12 protein-coding genes and 1 pseudogene are annotated in these 15551 nt (G+C 62.1%); 6 read left to right on the top strand and 7 right to left on the bottom strand.

The window, feature by feature from the left end; translation table 11 throughout:
• Positions 1–113: 113 nt before the first annotated feature.
• Together V1289_RS00635 and V1289_RS00630 are read right to left on the bottom strand one after the other, a co-directional pair.
• Positions 114–1890 (bottom strand): annotated as a pseudogene (locus tag V1289_RS00635) (adenylate/guanylate cyclase domain-containing protein).
• Between the two features lie 201 nt (positions 1891–2091).
• The gene (locus V1289_RS00630) at positions 2092–2781 is read right to left on the bottom strand and encodes a TetR/AcrR family transcriptional regulator (RefSeq protein ID WP_334395192.1); all 690 of its coding nucleotides are present in this window, start codon (positions 2779–2781) and stop codon (positions 2092–2094) included.
• A 297-nt stretch (positions 2782–3078) separates the two neighbouring features.
• On the opposite strand from V1289_RS00630, the gene V1289_RS00625 reads away from it, so the two are divergent.
• Positions 3079–4311 carry an acyl-CoA dehydrogenase family protein gene (locus V1289_RS00625; RefSeq protein WP_334395191.1) on the top strand — a complete coding sequence of 411 codons (1233 nt, stop codon included), beginning with the start codon at positions 3079–3081 and terminating at the stop codon, positions 4309–4311.
• 63 nt (positions 4312–4374) lie between these two features.
• Positions 4375–5433, top strand: coding sequence for a phosphotransferase family protein (locus V1289_RS00620; RefSeq protein WP_334395190.1), 1059 nt, complete (start codon positions 4375–4377; stop codon positions 5431–5433).
• Between the two features lie 184 nt (positions 5434–5617).
• On the opposite strand, the gene V1289_RS00615 is transcribed toward V1289_RS00620, so the two are convergent.
• Complete coding sequence (locus tag V1289_RS00615; RefSeq protein ID WP_334395189.1) at positions 5618–6556, bottom strand: hydrogen peroxide-inducible genes activator; 939 nt, start codon at positions 6554–6556, stop codon at positions 5618–5620.
• Positions 6557–6668: 112 nt separating this feature from the next.
• On the opposite strand from V1289_RS00615, the gene katG reads away from it, so the two are divergent.
• The 4 genes from katG to V1289_RS00595 all read left to right on the top strand — a co-directional run bounded on the left by katG (position 6669) and on the right by V1289_RS00595 (position 11956).
• Positions 6669–8846: a catalase/peroxidase HPI gene (katG, locus tag V1289_RS00610; RefSeq protein ID WP_334395188.1), complete on the top strand. Its 2178-nt coding sequence runs from the start codon at positions 6669–6671 to the stop codon at positions 8844–8846.
• A gap of 226 nt (positions 8847–9072) precedes the next feature.
• Positions 9073–9333 (top strand): hypothetical protein, encoded by a 261-nt coding sequence (locus V1289_RS00605; RefSeq protein ID WP_334395187.1) that lies wholly within the window; start codon positions 9073–9075, stop codon positions 9331–9333.
• Between the two features lie 163 nt (positions 9334–9496).
• Positions 9497–10972, top strand: a complete 1476-nt coding sequence (locus V1289_RS00600; protein ID WP_334395186.1) for an amidase — start codon at positions 9497–9499, stop codon at positions 10970–10972.
• 69 nt (positions 10973–11041) lie between these two features.
• Positions 11042–11956 carry a PaaI family thioesterase gene (locus tag V1289_RS00595; RefSeq protein ID WP_334395185.1) on the top strand — a complete coding sequence of 305 codons (915 nt, stop codon included), beginning with the start codon at positions 11042–11044 and terminating at the stop codon, positions 11954–11956.
• A gap of 401 nt (positions 11957–12357) precedes the next feature.
• On the opposite strand, the gene V1289_RS00590 is transcribed toward V1289_RS00595, so the two are convergent.
• The 4 genes from V1289_RS00590 to V1289_RS00575 form a co-directional block, all read right to left on the bottom strand.
• Complete coding sequence (locus V1289_RS00590) at positions 12358–12903, bottom strand: hypothetical protein (RefSeq protein WP_334395184.1); 546 nt, start codon at positions 12901–12903, stop codon at positions 12358–12360.
• Positions 12882–13412, bottom strand: a complete 531-nt coding sequence (locus V1289_RS00585; RefSeq protein WP_334395183.1) for a hypothetical protein — start codon at positions 13410–13412, stop codon at positions 12882–12884. The genes V1289_RS00590 and V1289_RS00585 overlap by 22 nt, the downstream gene beginning before the upstream one ends.
• Positions 13413–13496: 84 nt before the next feature.
• Entirely contained in the window at positions 13497–14369 is an 873-nt protein-coding gene (locus tag V1289_RS00580; protein WP_334395182.1) for a class I SAM-dependent methyltransferase, read from the bottom strand.
• Positions 14370–14578: 209 nt separating this feature from the next.
• Positions 14579–15166, bottom strand: coding sequence for a cupin domain-containing protein (locus V1289_RS00575; RefSeq protein ID WP_334395181.1), 588 nt, complete (start codon positions 15164–15166; stop codon positions 14579–14581).
• Positions 15167–15551: the final 385 nt, after the last annotated feature.

Here is a 15551-nt window from a genome sequence, read left to right as displayed (position 1 = left end):
CATCGTTCTCCGGAAGGTCACGTTAGGGAATTTATTTCCGCTTTCGGCGGCACAGCGGACATGGCCGGGCTTGCTGGCGGCTCGACCCCGTCGCGAATGACCCATTTCCGACGTCACCCCTCCGGCACCCCGGCCAGGCGCATGCCCTCATACAACCGCTGGGCAGTCGGACTGTCGCTGGGTGCGCTGACGCGGAACCGACGGATGGTGAAGTGTGGATCGAGGGCAAGTCCCGCCTTTGCGGCGGCTCTCGCCTCATCCAGTGCGCCGAGCAAGCCGAGGGCAGCGGCCAACGCAAAATGGGCGAGAGGAAGATTGCGGTTGGCCTCAATGCTTCGTCGTAGCCAATCGACGGCTTCGGCGTCCGCGCCGAGCTGTATCTTGGCGAATCCGACATACAGCAGCCACCGGAAGGCGCGGAGATCGCGAGGAGAGAGGCGCAATGCTTCATTGACATGCGCCTCAGTCTCTGCGCCGCGACCCATAAAATACTTGGCGAAACCGATGATCCCGTGCGCGTCAGCCGAATTGCGATCCAATGCCAACGTTCGTTCGCACTCAGCCATGCCCTGAGCCGCGCGGTTCGTAAAAATTAGCACGGCGCCCAAGACCAAGTGGGCCAAGGCATGGTTCGGCGCGTGGGACAACGCCTTTATCACCGCCGCCTCGGCCACTGCGAGACGCTCAGCCCGGTCGTCGGTCAAGAGGGCCGATCCAATTGCCCCATCGACACACGCCATGCCGACCATCGCCCCGATATTTCCGGGATCGAGCGCCAAGGCTCGTAAAAAAGCCGCGAGCCTGAGCCAGATATTCGGGCGTCCACCCCTTGTTCAAGCAGGCATTACCTTGAAAATACAAATCCGTCGCATCCGGATGCAGGGACCTCTCCGCGCGTCGCGCCTCGGCTTCAATGAGCTGGGCACACAGTGTGTTAGCGAGCCGCGCTACGATTTCGTCTTGCATATCGAACAAATCGGCGACGGGCTTGTCGAAGCGCTCGGCCCACAGGTGCTTGGCGGTTTCGGCATCGACAAGCTGCACGTTCACCCGAAGCCGGTTGCCGCTACGCTGTAAAGAGCCTTCGAGCACGTAGCGGATGTTCAACTCCCGCCCGACCTGCCGAACGTCTATTGACTTGCCCTTGTACGAGAAGGCGCTGTTGCGGGCGATGACGAACGAACCTGAGATGCGCGATAAGTCGGTGGTCAGGCTCTCGGTCACACCATCGACGAAGTAGTCTTGCGCCGGATCACCGCTGAGGTTGGCGAAAGGCAGCACAACGATGGAAAGACGAGGCGGCGAAAGCGGGTCTTGCTTTGCGCGCTCAACCTGGGTCGCCGGGCTGGGTCCATCCCGAACCACGGCATAGGCCCGGACCGGGCGGGCGATGTTTTTGAGGTTCTGCTCTCCCAGATCGGCGAACTCAACCCCGACCTTGCCTCGGACTTGATCGTAGGCCGAGGACGAGATGCAGATGCCGCCGGGTTCCGCGATGCTCTCGAGCCGCGCAGCAATGTTAACGCCGTCTCCAAAGATGTCATGAGGCTCGATGATTACGTCGCCGATATTGACGCCCACACGGAAAGCAATGCGCCTTTCTTCCGCCTCAGCGATCGTAAGGTCCTTGATGCCGGTCTGGAACTGCACAGCAGCGCGAACTGCTTCGACCGCGCTCGGAAACTCCGCCAAGAACCCGTCGCCGGTGTTCTTCACGATGCGGCCGCCGTGTTCGACAATCGCGGGCGCGACACCGTCCGCCAGGAGCGCTCTCAGTTTGGCGTGCGTAGCCTCTTCGTCATTGTGCATGAGCCGCGAATAGCCAGCCACATCGGCGGCCAATATCGCCGACAATCTGCGCTCGACCCGGACTGGCCGCTCTTGCACCATGGCCCGCAATCCAACCCACAGCACAGTGTAGGACGGATCAGACCCTGGTACCAGACGCGCCTTCATGTCCACGGAGGCTGATGTCGGCTATTGGCACATCGCGTCATTACGCGGCGATGCGGAGTGTGTTCGCTACCGGGGCACAGCGGACATTGGTCAAGCCCGCACCAGTCAGCTCGATTTATAAATACGCGCCCTGGCTCACAGGTCTTGCCGGGTGAGCCGTCCATACGGCGCCACCGGCTTGACCGACGCCTTGCTCGTCGCGCCGCCCGCCGTCAGCGCCATCACCGATACCGCCACTACGCGGTCGACGATCGCCTGCACCTCGTTGAGGTCGCACTTTCCTTCCGACAGTTTCGTCAGCCGCTCTTTTTCGCGGATGGTGTGGTGCGACATCGCCAGCGCGAAGTGCAGACCCCAATAGAGTTCGGAATCGTCGCGGCCGGGCAGGGAGCGGCGCATTGCGGCGATGAACTTGCGCAAATGATCGACCTCGCGATTCTTGATGCGGCGGATCGGCGGCACCGATTCGATCGAGGCGCGGATCATGAAGCGCGCCGCGGTCGAGCCTTCGCGGTCGGGACCGAGGCAGCCGCGCAAGGTCGGTCCGACCAGCGCGTGCAGGATGGCGTCGATGCCGGCGCGGCCGCCGCCTTTTTCCTCGGCGGCCTTCAATTCATTGAGCCGCTCGCGGTTGGTGGCGAGGCTGCGGGTGACGAACAACTCGGCGATCAGTTCGTCCTTGGAGCCGAAATGATAGTTCACCGCGGCGAGGTTGACGTTCGCCTCGGCCACGATGTCGCGCAGCGTCACATCGCCAAAGCCGCGATCGGCATAGAGCCGTTCGGCGGCGGCGAGAATGGCATTGCGGGTATGATCACTCGCCATGGCCTTGAGCCTTTCCCGTCATTCCGGGGCGCGACAACGTCGCGAACCCGGAATCTCCCTCTGGATTCCGGGTTCAGCCCTGCGGGCTGCCCCGGAATGACGAGGCGCGCAGGGAGTTGCAATTCAAACAGTTGTATGAAACTATCGTTTGAGGAGCAGGAAATGTCAATCGCGTTTGTGCGCGTCGCCATTTTTGGCTCACCCAGCTGCCGGTCGCCGCACGCGACAATGATCTTGCGGCGACGAGGTGGCGGGCAGACAGTGCCGCCCAAAGATTTCAAAGGTGAGGAGTGTTCTATGGACTTCAATATGTCAGACCGCCAGAAAGATTGGCTCAACCGCGTGCAGTCGTTCATGACCAAGCACGTCCGCCCCGCGGTGCCGATCTACAAGCAGCAGGACGAGGAAGGTCCGCGCTGGAAGGTGATTCCGGTTCTGGAAGATCTGAAGAAGAAGGCGAAGGCCGAAGGCCTCTGGAACATGTTCATGCCGCCGTCGGCGCATGAGGACGACGAATTCCGCGGCGCGGGATTGAGCAATCTGGAATACGCGCCGCTGGCCGAGGAAATGGGCCACATCAGCTGGGCGTCGGAAGTGTTCAACTGCTCCGCCCCTGATACCGGTAACATGGAAGTGTTCATGCGCTATGCCTCCAAGGAGCAGAAGCGCAAATGGCTGCGCCCGCTGATGGACGGCGAAATCCGTTCCGCCTTCCTGATGACGGAACCCGCGGTTGCCTCCTCGGACGCCACCAACATCGAGACCCGGATCGAGAAGGATGGCGATCATTACGTCATCAACGGCCGCAAATGGTGGTCGTCCGGCGTCGGCGATCCCCGCTGCAAGATCGCGATCCTGATGGGCAAGACCGATCCGAAGGCCGCACGCCACCAGCAGCAGTCGCAAATCCTGGTTCCGCTCGACACCCACGGCATCAAGGTGGAGAAGATGCTGCCGGTGTTCGGCTACGACGATGCGCCGCATGGCCACGCCCAGGTGCTGCTCGAGAACGTTCGCGTTCCCGCAGAAAACATCCTGCTCGGCGAGGGCAGGGGCTTTGAGATCGCGCAGGGCCGGCTCGGCCCGGGCCGCATCCATCACTGCATGCGCACCATCGGCAAGGCCGAAGAGGCGCTGGAGAAGATGGTGAAGCGGCTGTCGTCGCGCTCGGCGTTCGGCAAGAAGATCATCGAATATTCGATCTGGGAGCAGCGCATTGCGGAAGCCCGCACCGATATCGAGATGAACCGCCTGCTGTGCCTCAAGGCCGCCGACATGATGGACAAGGTCGGCAACAAGACCGCGCAGCTCGAGATCGCCATGATCAAGGTCGCCGCACCCAACATGGCGCTGAAGATCATCGACAACGCCATTCAGGCGTTCGGCGGCGCCGGTGTTTCCGACGATGCCGGTCTGGCGCGGGACTATGCTTCCATGCGCACGATGCGGCTGGCGGATGGTCCGGACGAAGTCCATAACCGCGCCATTGCCAGACTTGAACTTCGGAAGTATGCAAACACGTCACAGTAAAGGGAACGCTTGAGATGGCGCTCCCCAAAGTTAGCTAAGAAGAAATCGCAAGGGAGCGTCATCGTGGCGGACGGCGTCAGGAAAGACGAAGAGTTTTCGGGCACAAGGCCGGTCGAGGAGCGGCATCGCATCGATGAGATGCGCCTCGACGGCTGGCTGAACGAAAACGTCGAAGGCTATCAGGGTCCATTGACCGTCCTGCAATTCAAGGGCGGCCAGTCCAACCCAACCTACCGGCTCGATACGCCTGATAGGTCCTACGTGATGCGGCGCCGGCCGTTCGGCAAACTGTTGCCGTCGGCGCACGCGGTCGATCGCGAATTTCGTGTCATCGCCGCCTTGAGCAAGCAGGGCTTTCCGGTCGCCAAGGCCTATGCGCTATGCACCGACGACGGCGTGATCGGTTCCGCCTTCTACATCATGTCGATGGAAGAGGGCCGGGTGTTCTGGGATCCCACGCTGCCGAGCCAGACGCCGGAAGCGCGGCGAAAAATCTTCACCAGCAAGATCGAGACGCTGGCGAAACTGCACACTTACGACCCGCAGGCGATCGGCCTTGGCGATTTCGGCAAGCCCGGTAATTATTTCGCGCGCCAGGTCGATCGCTGGACCAAGCAGTACCGCGCCTCCGAGACGCAGCACATTCCCGAATTCGAAAAACTCGCCGAGTGGCTGCCGAAAACCGTGCCGCCGCAGCAACGCGTGTCGATCGTCCACGGCGACTATCGCCTCGACAACATGATTTTCCACGCGACGGAACCGCGGGTGCAAGCGGTGCTGGACTGGGAATTGTCGACGATCGGCGATCCCATGGCCGACTTCACCTATCTGTTGATGCAATGGACCATGCCGGGTCTCGCCAATGCCGACCTCAAGGCGCTGAACATTCCGAGCATGGAAGAGGCCGCGCAGATCTATTGCAATGTGACCGGCACGGCGGTGCCCGATCTGAACTGGTATTTTTCCTACAATCTGTTCCGCCTTGCCGGCATCACCCAGGGTATCGCGGGCCGGATTCGCGACGGCACCGCCGCCAACGCCAAGGCACTGGAGTCGGCCAAGCGCACCGTGCCGCTGTCGCAGGCGTCCTGGGAATACGCGCAAAAGGCCGGCGCGAGGTGAAAAGAACAAGGCGCGATCTCGTCGAGGTCGCGCCTTTTTCAGTCTTTCCGTCATTCCGGGACGCGCCTTTTTGGCGCGGGCCCGGAATCCATACTCCCGATCGTAGTTATGGATTCTCTGATGTGCAACTGCACATCATAGCTCGCGGTTTGCGCGCCCCGGAATGACGGCGATATAGTTCCGTTCAGTTCCGCCGATTGCGCGACGACGCTCCCGGGTTGTGCTGCTTGCGCAATGTTTCGGCCGAGAGACGAACCACTTCGGAAATTTCCAGCAGTTGTCGGGCCAGCGGACTGGTCTTGCGCCAGATCATGCCGATGGTTCGCGACGGCTGCGGTTTTTTGAAGCGCGTGACCGACACCGACGCCGAGCGGGTCTCCACCGCCACGGCCATTTCCGGGATCAAGGTGACGCCGATGCCGGCGCCGACCATTTGAACGAGGGTGAACAGCGAGCTTGCGTCCAGCACCTCGCGCGGCGGCGTCGACTGCATATTGCAGAACGACAGCGCCTGATCGCGAAAACAGTGCCCCTCTTCGAGCAGAAGCAGCCGCATTTCGCGCAGGCTTTCGCTTGAGGGCGCCGGCGTTCCCTCATCCTCGCCCGGCCGCACCAGCAGAAAGTTTTCCGCAAACAGGGCGACCTCGGTAAACGAAGGTTCGGACACCGGCAGCGCGACGATGGCGGTGTCAAGCCGGCCCTCCGCGAGTTCCTGTATCAGCTTCGGCGTCACCGTCTCGCGGATGTGAATGTCGAGTTCGGGATGCATCCGGGTCAGGTTCCCGATCATCGTCGGCAGCAGATAGGGGGCAATGGTCGGGATCATGCCGATGCGCAGCCGGCCGTCGAGCCGGTCCCGCGACGCCCGCGCGAAGTCGCCGAGTTCATCGACCGAGCGCAGGATGTCGCGGGCGCGCTGGGCGACCTCTTCTCCGAACTTCGTCAGCCGGACCTGCCGCGCGCCCCGCTCGAGCAGCACGCCGCCGAGCGCTTCCTCAAGTTCCTTGATCTGCATCGACAAGGCCGGCTGCGAGATCGCGGATGCTTCGGCGGCGCGTCCGAAGTGGCAATGACGTGCCAGGACGTCAAAATAACGCAGCTGTTTGAGCGTAATGTGACTCATCAAAATATCTTATTGCAGCGATCATAAGAGTCAACTTTACCTGATCGCTTGCGTTGCGTAGAAACAGGGGAGAGGGTGGAAAGCATCAAGACCACCACCGAAGGAGGCGAATATGGATGACAAGACCAAGTGCCCGTTTTCAGGCGGGCAACCCGCACCGAGCAACCGTGACTGGTGGCCGAAACAACTGGATCTGGGAATCCTCCACCAGCAGTCCAACCTGTCCGATCCGATGGGCGAGGGTTTCGACTACGCCAAGGAATTCAAGAGCCTCGACCTCAATGCCGTGATCAAGGACCTGCATGCCCTGATGACGGACTCGCAGGATTGGTGGCCGGCCGATTTTGGCCATTACGGGCCGCTGTTCATCCGCATGGCGTGGCACAGTGCAGGCACCTATCGCATCGGCGACGGCCGCGGCGGCGCCGGAGCCGGCCAGCAGCGTTTTGCGCCGCTCAACAGCTGGCCTGACAACGCCAACCTCGACAAGGCGCGCCGGCTGTTGTGGCCGGTCAAGCAGAAATACGGCAAGAAACTCTCCTGGGCCGACCTGATGATCCTCGCCGGCAACGTCGCGCTGGAATCGATGGGCTTCAAGACCTTCGGTTTCGCCGGTGGCCGCGCCGATGTCTGGGAGCCCGAGCAGGACGTCAACTGGGGTCCCGAAGCCAAGTGGCTGGACGACAAGCGCTATGCCGGCGACCGCGAGTTGCAGGGGCCGCTCGGCGCCGTGCAGATGGGCCTGATCTACGTCAATCCGGAAGGGCCGAACGGCAAGCCGGATCCACTCGCGGCAGCCAGGGACATCCGCGAGACGTTCGCGCGCATGGCGATGAACGACGAGGAAACCGTCGCGCTGATTGCCGGCGGTCACACGTTTGGCAAAACCCACGGCGCCGGCGATGCGACGCTGGTGGGCCCGGAGCCGGAAGCCGGCGAAATCGAGCAGCAGGGCCTCGGCTGGTCGAGCAAATATGGCTCGGGCAAAGCGGGTGACGCGATCACCTCGGGTATCGAGGTGATCTGGAGCAAGACGCCGACGAAGTGGAGCAACAACTTCTTCGACAATTTGTTCAACTACGAATGGGAACTGACCAAGAGCCCGGCCGGTGCTCATCAGTGGACGCCGAAAAACAGCGCCGGCGCAGGGACCGTGCCGGATGCGCACGACAAGTCGAAGCGTCACGCGCCGTCGATGCTAACCACCGACCTCTCGCTGCGGATCGACCCGGCCTATGAGAAGATCTCAAGGCGATTCCACGCGCATCCGGATCAGTTCGCCGACGCATTTGCCCGCGCCTGGTTCAAGCTGACCCACCGCGACATGGGTCCGATCGTGCGTTATCTCGGCCCGCTGGTTCCGAAGGAGGAACTGATCTGGCAGGACCCGATTCCCGCGGTCAACCACGAACTGGTTGGCGAGCAGGACATTGCGGCGCTGAAGGCGAAGATACTGGCATCCGGTCTCTCCGTTTCGGAGCTGGTCTCGACCGCCTGGGCGTCGGCATCGACGTTCCGGGGCTCCGACAAGCGCGGTGGCGCGAACGGCGCACGCATTCGTCTCAGTCCCCAGAAGGACTGGGACGTCAACCAGCCGGCTGAACTTGCGAAGGTGCTTTCGAAGCTCGAAGGCATCCAGAAGGAGTTCAACGCTGGGCAGAAAGGCGACAAGAAGGTCTCGCTCGCCGACCTGATCGTTCTCGGCGGCAGCGCCGCGGTCGAGAAAGCGGCGAAGGACGCAGGGTCCGACGTGAAGGTGCCGTTCACGCCGGGCCGCATGGACGCCTCGCAGGAACAGACCGATGCGCATTCGTTTGCTCCGCTCGAGCCGACCGTCGACGGCTTCCGCAACTATGTCCGCGGCCAGCCGCCGATGTCGGTTGAGGAACTGCTGGTGGACCGCGCGCAATTGCTGACGCTGACGGCGCCGGAGATGACGGTTCTCGTCGGCGGTCTGCGTGTGCTCGGCGCCAATACCGGCAAGTCCAAGCACGGCGTCTTCACCACGAAGCCGGGCACGCTGACCAACGACTTCTTCGCCAACCTGCTCGACATGCGCACGCAGTGGCATCCGTCCGCGGGTTCCGAGGGCGTCTACGAGGCGCGCGACCGCAAGACTAACGCGGTCAAGTGGACCGGCACCCGCGCCGACCTGATCTTCGGCTCGCACTCGCAGCTGCGGGCGCTGGCGGAAGTCTATGCCTGCGCGGACTCGAAGGAGAAGTTTGCCAAGGACTTCGTGGCGGCGTGGACCAAGGTGATGAACCTCGATCGCTTCGATCGTGCCTGATCCCGCCGAAACCATCTTCGCGGGCTGCTAGGCCAGCAACAGGAAATCAGGGCGGCGCTTCAAGGCAATCTGAGCGCCGCCCTGACGTTATGCCGAAACGGATTATTGCTTGATCCCGTAGACCAGCACGCGTTTCGATGCTGTCAAATGATTTCATGGCCGCCCCTTTCAGCGCGAATATTCAAGTCCGGTTCTGTTGAAGCGCGCTTTTCGGGAGTGCCGGGGGGTGCGTGTGCTATCGTGGCGGCGCAACGGGAACGGCGGCGGTAAGATGAAGGGAAAACTGATTGCGGTCTTCGCGGGCGTGTTCATCGTGGCCGCGTCATGGGTGCCGCTATTGATTGTCGAAGCGTATGATCGCTATGCGATGCCGGTCGGGCTCGGCCTGGTTGCTCTTGCCGGCAGCTTTGTCGGCGGCGTGATCGCCCTGGTCGGGGCAATCAGGCTTGTGATCCACGCCTCACGCGCTTCAAAGACGCGATCCTGATCTGCTCAATACATTCGCCGTCCCTGCTTGCTGTCGTCGACGAGGTGATTGAGCAGGGCAGCCACTTCCGCTCTTGGCATCAACCGGGAGTGCATGCGCGATTGAATTGACTTGCCACGGCACGAAACTAGGGTTGGCGCCGTAGCGAAGGGAAATGAATCGCATGAATTTGCCGATGGGCTGGAACGAATGGGCGCAGCACGACGGCGTGGCGCTGGCCGCGCGCGTCAGGAAAGGCGACCTGACGGCAACCGAATTGGCAAGTCAGGCGGACGCAGCGATCGCAAAACTCAATCCGGCGCTGTCAGGAGTGGTCGAAATCTTCGAGGACGCGATCGCCGATCCCGGCGGGGCCGGCGCCAATCTCGCGGGGCCCTTTGCAGGCCTGCCGTTCCTGATGAAGGATCTGGGCCCGACAATGAAGGGGCGTTTGCAGGAAATGGGCTCGCTGCTGACGCGCGGCAATCGCGCCACCGCCGACACTTTCCTGACGGCGAAGATGCGCGAGGCGGGGCTCAACCTGATCGGACGGACCACCACACCGGAGTTCGGCGTTTGCAGTTCGGCGGACAATCCCGCCGTCTACGTGACGCGCAACCCGTGGAACACGGACTACACGACATGCGGATCGTCGGCCGGCAGCGCCGCCATGGTCGCGGCGGGCGCTGTGCCGATCGCGCATGCCACCGACGGCGGCGGTTCGATCCGCATTCCGGCCGGGGTCAACGGCAACATCGGGCTGAAGGTTTCGCGGGGCGTGTTCTCGCTCGCGCCGCAGCTCTCGGATTTATCGGGGCTGGTATCGATCCAGGGCTGCCAGTCGCGTTCGGTACGCGATACCGCTGTTTTCGTGGATGCGTGCCGGGGCCCTGCGCCCGGCGAATTCATGCCGTTCTGGACCTCACCGGAGCCTTACCAGGATATGATCAAGCGCGATCCGCGACCGCTCAAGATCGCGCTCTCGCATCAATGGGGCGACTATCGGGCGACACCGCAGATCGCTGCCGAGCTCGAACGGGCAGGGCGGTTCCTCGAAGGCCTCGGCCACCGCGTGGATTACGCGTTGCCGGCGGTCGACTATCCCGCCGCCTTTGACGCCCAGACCACCTGCTACATCAGCAATTTTGCGGTCGTGATCGGCAACATGCTGGCGGCACGCGGGCTGGACAGCCCGCCGGCGCATCTTGTCGAGCCTGTCAACATACGGATATGGGAAGCCGGCCGGCACATTTCGTTTGCCGAGCGGGCGCGCATGCAGGCGGTCTTCAACACCACATCCCGCGGCTTCGGGGCCTTTTTCGAGCAATGGGATATCATCCTGACGCCGATCACCGCGCTGCCGACGCCGAAAGTCGGCACGACAGAATATTTGACGATCTCGGACAATCCATCGGTGCTGGATTGGTTCGGCAATCTGTGGCGCAACTTCGCCTTCACGCCGCTCGCCAATCTGTGCGGGATTCCCGCGATCTCGCTGCCGATGGCGGAACATGAGAACGGCTTGCCGCTTGGCATTCAGGCCCAGGCAAAGCAGGCCAATGACGGGCTGCTGTTGCAGCTCGCAGCACAGATCGAGCGGTCGATCGGCGGCCAATGGAATTCTGGACGGAAGCCCGGGATGCACGTGACGAATGGCTGAATGGCCGTCGCGCCCGATCGCGGGCGCGCCATCTTTTGCTCGCTTCGCAATATGGTCTAGAACCCCGGCATGTCCAAAGCTCCGATATTGAACACGCCGCTCCCGTTTGACGAACTGGCCGAAGCCATCACGCGCCGCCGCTCCGTCTACGGCCACATCAGCGGACTGCGGCTCGACCGCGCCGCTCCGGGAGAGGCCTGGTCAAGCCTGCCGTACCGCCCCGTCTTCGTCGGCGACACCGCGACGGGCGTTCTTCACGGCGGCGTCGTCACCGCCATGCTCGACGAGAGCTGCGGCATGGCCGTCCAGCTCGCGCTCGACGGGACGCGCGCGATCGCCACGCTCGACCTGCGCATCGATTACCAGAAGCCGGCAACGCCGGGCCTCGACATCAAGGCGCATTCGGTTTGCTCCCGCGTCACCCGTTCGATCGCGTTCGTGCGCTCGACGGCGTACCAGGAATCCGAAGACGATCCCGTCGCCACCGCAACGGCCTGCTTCATGATCGGCGCCAACCGGACCAACATGCTGACGGACGAGCGGTTGAACGACGGCGCGCCGCCGACGCTCGAAGCGCCGGAGGATCCCACCAGCCCGTTCGCCAACAGCCCCTTCGCGCGCTGGCTCGGCATCCGCATCGGCGAGGATGACACGCTGGTGATGCCTTTCTCGCCGAAGATCATCGGCAACCCGATGCTGCCCGCCATCCACGGCGGCATGACCGGCGCCTTCCTCGAAACCACCGCGATCGTCGGCGTGACGCGCGAACTCGGCGTGGCGCCGCCCAAGCCGATCGGCCTGACGATCAATTATTTGCGTTCGGGCCGGGCGCTCGACAGCTACGCCAGCGTGTCGATCGTCAAGCAGGGCCGGCGCGTCGTCGCTTTCGAGGCGCAGGCCTGGCAGGACGACCGTGCCAGGCCGATCGCCTCCGCGTTCGGTCATTTCATGCTGCGACAGATTCCGGGCGCGGATGAGGAATAGGTGTGTCCGCCGCGCCAGCGATCGGCGCTTACTGCTGCTTGTAATTTCTTCCGCCAGCATTTGCCCCGCCGATCACGCCCGGCTTGATCTTTCCGTTCGCGACAGTCGTGGGCGGCTTTGCCTTGTTAGCCTGGCAATCCCCCCGCAAAGCGGACGACCGTTGTGGGTGGGGCCGCCGCGTTGGGCAAAGCTGGTGTCGGCCGTAGCGACGAGCATTAGTCCGGCGGTGGCGGCGAGTATGGCAAAGCTGAGCGTTGTTCTGATGGCTGACATAAATTCTCCGGCTGAAGTTGTTGGTTAGACATTTCGCGGTGACAAACGGCGGCGTTGCCGAAAGCTTGCGTGTGAAGCTTCGTCCCGTTCGCGCCAGTGGCGCGAACGGGTCCGGGTTCCGAAAAGCTTTATCGCTGGACGCTGGTCGAGGTCGCGGGGGGCTTTGTGACGTTATCCCCCGTCGCCGTGGCGCTAAACGACGGATGGGCCACGTCGTAGAGCCCATTTCCGATATCCTTGGCGGTATCCACGAGACCATTGCCGAGGGCATTGATGAAACCGCCTTCGGGGCCGCCGGTAACGGTGGTTCTGGTGGGGGGAGGCACTGGCGCGTTGGCCGCAGCTACAAAGTCGCCGTTCGGATGAGTGACGACTTGAACGCCAGGGCCACCTGCCACGGTGTTGAGGGCTTGACCGCCGGTTATGGTCACGGTGCCACCAGGCAACGTCACCGAATGGCTCGGGTCACCATTGGAGACGGTGATGGTGCCCGGTTTGTCTGATGTCACGCTCAAGCCGCCCGAAGAGTTTGGTATGTAGAGCTTGACCTGACCATTGGAGACGACCGCAGCGCCGGCCGGGGGGCCGGCAGGCGTCGGGTTCGCGGTCGGGCTTCTCGGCGGTGAGCCACCGCTGATGGGCGCACCGTTCGTTATCGGTTCGGTGGTAGACACCGGGTCTTCGGAGGAGAGCCGCCATTGACAGGCTTGCCGTTCGTTACCGGGTCGCTTTTGAGATCGACCGGAGTTCTCGAACCATTGTCGCCACGGACATGCAGGCCTGTCCCGGTGGGCGGCGGACTCCTCGGAGGCGAACCGCCCCAGGTGACGGTGCCTGCGGGCGGCGGGCTTCTCGGCGGCGAGCCGCCCCAGGTGACGGTGCCGGGCTTGGTTTTGCTTTTGCCTTTCTTGTAGGTGTCACCATCGGAATGCTTGCCGCTGCGTGCTGCGGAGCCATTGCCGTTACCGCTTTTCATTCCGCTGTGGTCTTGATGATCGCTATGTTCTTGATGATCGCCGCCGCCGTTTCGCGCAAGAGCGGCTTCCGAAAACAGAATCATCGCGGCTCCAAGCGAGGCAGCGAGCATCAGCGTGGGAATGGTCTTGATCGTTTGCATTTCAATCTCCTGTTTGTTTAATTGAAGACACCATCGAAATGTTGTGCGCGAGATCGGCCGCATCATCCGGCGGATCGCTGCAAGCTCGGAGAACGGATGGCTGGTTCTGCCTCTGCTGCCCCAATGCGTCACGGTCGCGATAATTGCCGGTCAGCCGGGATTTTGCGCAGTCACCATCCACGAACTTGAACCCATCATCACCCCTTCTGGACGCACATACTTACGCAACTCATCCTTGAGAGCAGCGACCAGGATCTCATGCTTGCCCTCGGCTTCCCTACCAGCCTCACGATAAACCTCACCCGCGGGCCCGATCGCGAGCTGGAATGCGGCCGCTTCATCGACGTCTCGGCCAACCATCACCTCGGCATCGACTCGCTTGAATTCGGCGCCGGAATAGCCGGCGATGCGCAACTGCTGGGTCACCACTTCGGTATCTGCCATGGAGAACGGTCCGGGTCCGCATGTTGCAGCGTGTTCCTTTACGGGTGGCAGGTGACGCAACACGACTTCCTTTGCGCGAGTGAGCCACGGGTTGTCGATTTGCGCGCGCCAGACAATCATGGTCGTGGTTCCTCCGGGTTGGAGCGCTGATCGCATGTTGCGCAAGCCCGCCACGGGATTTTCGAAAAACTGCGTTCCGAACCGCGAGAAGCAGAAATCGTACTCCGGCCTGAACGCGTGAGTTTCCACGTCCGCTTCGAGGAATGTTACATTTCCCAGGCGCGCTGCCTCGGCATCCGCACGTCCCGCGTCGAGGAAGGCACCACAGCAGTCAAGACCTACGACCTTGCCCGTCGGTCCAACGCGTTGAGCGATCTCAATCGTGGTCTCGTCCCATCCGCATCCAACGTCGAGCACATTGTTGCCGCTCCCGAGCGTGAGTGCGGGAAAAACCTTGGCACTATGCTGGCTAAGGCCTCCCACCAGCACATGTCGCCACTGGTTGAATTTTGGCACGAGTATCGCATTCCAGAAATCGACGTACTGGCTCTTGGGTTCGATTGCGCTCGCAATGTTCATAACGAAGCTCCAATTTCTGCTGCAAGTTTTTGGGGACGCCGTGGCGTCAGCCGTTAGCCTGGTATGGACGTTGCCGTCCGCAAAACGGCCGACGCCGACGCGCGTTCGCCGCCATCAAACGACTTGCTAACTATATATTCACCGCTGATGCATGCAGCCGTTGGACCACCGGCATATCGTGTCGCGAGCAGCCGCCGTTGCGTTGCCGGCTATTTCCTGGTGCGGGGATCGTCCGCCGGATTGACGTAGGTGATTGCAAAGGGACCTTGACCGTGAACCTGCACAATCGTTGGGCTGGTTATCCAGGCGTAATGGTTCATTTTCGCCGGTGCCTCGCCATACCCTCCTGAGGTCAACTCAATTCCCTTCTTTTCGTCCACGCTGTCGCCCATCCCGATGTGAAAATTGCCGGATACGACCGTCACGTTTTCCGTTGTCGGGTGATTGTGGGGCGGGATCTTGTAACCCGCCGGCATCTTCAGACGAACAACGTAGAGACCGTCCTTGCCTGGATCGCCCGAGAGCACCGCAAACTCCGCGCCTTTTGGAAAGAACGGCGGCGCCGGTCCCCAGGAGATGTCCTTGCCATTCATCGGCATCTTCATATCGTCCGCCAATGCGCCACTGGCACCGAGGACGACGAAAGCCATGAGCGCGAGTCGAGATGACATGGTGTCCTTCCAGGATTTCAAGGTGTCGGTCTGGGCCCGTGATTGCGCAGGCGAGGCCAGCTCGGATGCTGCTGCAGTCACGGAATAGTCGGCCTGTTTGGGGATGGTCACTGTTGCGTTGGTCATGGGTCTTCCTCCTGGTATTCGAAGTGGTCTGTGGTGCGATCGTGATGAACCAACCGTGGCCGAAAGACTCTGACTGAGGCTTGGTTTGTCCCTGAGATCAGCCTGAGTTTTCATCCAGACAGGCCCTTGGCCGGTTGAGCACACGTGCGGTTTCAGGGTTCTGGCGATCGGGGCATTGCGAGCTCAGTTCATTCCAATGTCCGCGTCTGACACTTTCGGACCTGCGCCGATGTCCGCCGGGAGTCCGACTGCGCCGGACGAAATTAACGAGTCTACATCCCTTGCGGAGCCGTAAGTGACAGCGTGATCCAGCCCGACGGGCAAATCAGAAAAAGCTGTCCAGCCCCGTTGCGAAAAATTTTCCGCTTGTGCCGTCGGGCAAATC

The sequence above is a fragment of the Bradyrhizobium sp. AZCC 2289 genome (assembly GCF_036924615.1).
Taxonomy (GTDB): Bacteria; Pseudomonadota; Alphaproteobacteria; order Rhizobiales; family Xanthobacteraceae; genus Bradyrhizobium.
The sequence above is the reverse complement of the archived record's forward strand: the minus strand, read 5'-3'. Positions and strand labels throughout refer to the sequence as shown.

Bases quoted from the DNA above. Each gene is read 5' to 3' on its own strand.
- V1289_RS00625 (WP_334395191.1), top strand. From the start codon at position 3,079: ATGGACTTCAATATGTCAGACCGCCAGAAAGATTGGCTCAACCGCGTG.
- V1289_RS00585 (WP_334395183.1), bottom strand. From the start codon at position 13,412: ATGATGCGGCCGATCTCGCGCACAACATTTCGATGGTGTCTTCAATTA.
- V1289_RS00615 (WP_334395189.1), bottom strand. From the start codon at position 6,556: ATGAGTCACATTACGCTCAAACAGCTGCGTTATTTTGACGTCCTGGCA.
- V1289_RS00630 (WP_334395192.1), bottom strand. From the start codon at position 2,781: ATGGCGAGTGATCATACCCGCAATGCCATTCTCGCCGCCGCCGAACGG.
- V1289_RS00595 (WP_334395185.1), top strand. From the start codon at position 11,042: ATGTCCAAAGCTCCGATATTGAACACGCCGCTCCCGTTTGACGAACTG.
- V1289_RS00580 (WP_334395182.1), bottom strand. From the start codon at position 14,369: ATGAACATTGCGAGCGCAATCGAACCCAAGAGCCAGTACGTCGATTTC.
- katG (WP_334395188.1), top strand. From the start codon at position 6,669: ATGGATGACAAGACCAAGTGCCCGTTTTCAGGCGGGCAACCCGCACCG.
- V1289_RS00575 (WP_334395181.1), bottom strand. From the start codon at position 15,166: ATGACCAACGCAACAGTGACCATCCCCAAACAGGCCGACTATTCCGTG.
- V1289_RS00600 (WP_334395186.1), top strand. From the start codon at position 9,497: ATGAATTTGCCGATGGGCTGGAACGAATGGGCGCAGCACGACGGCGTG.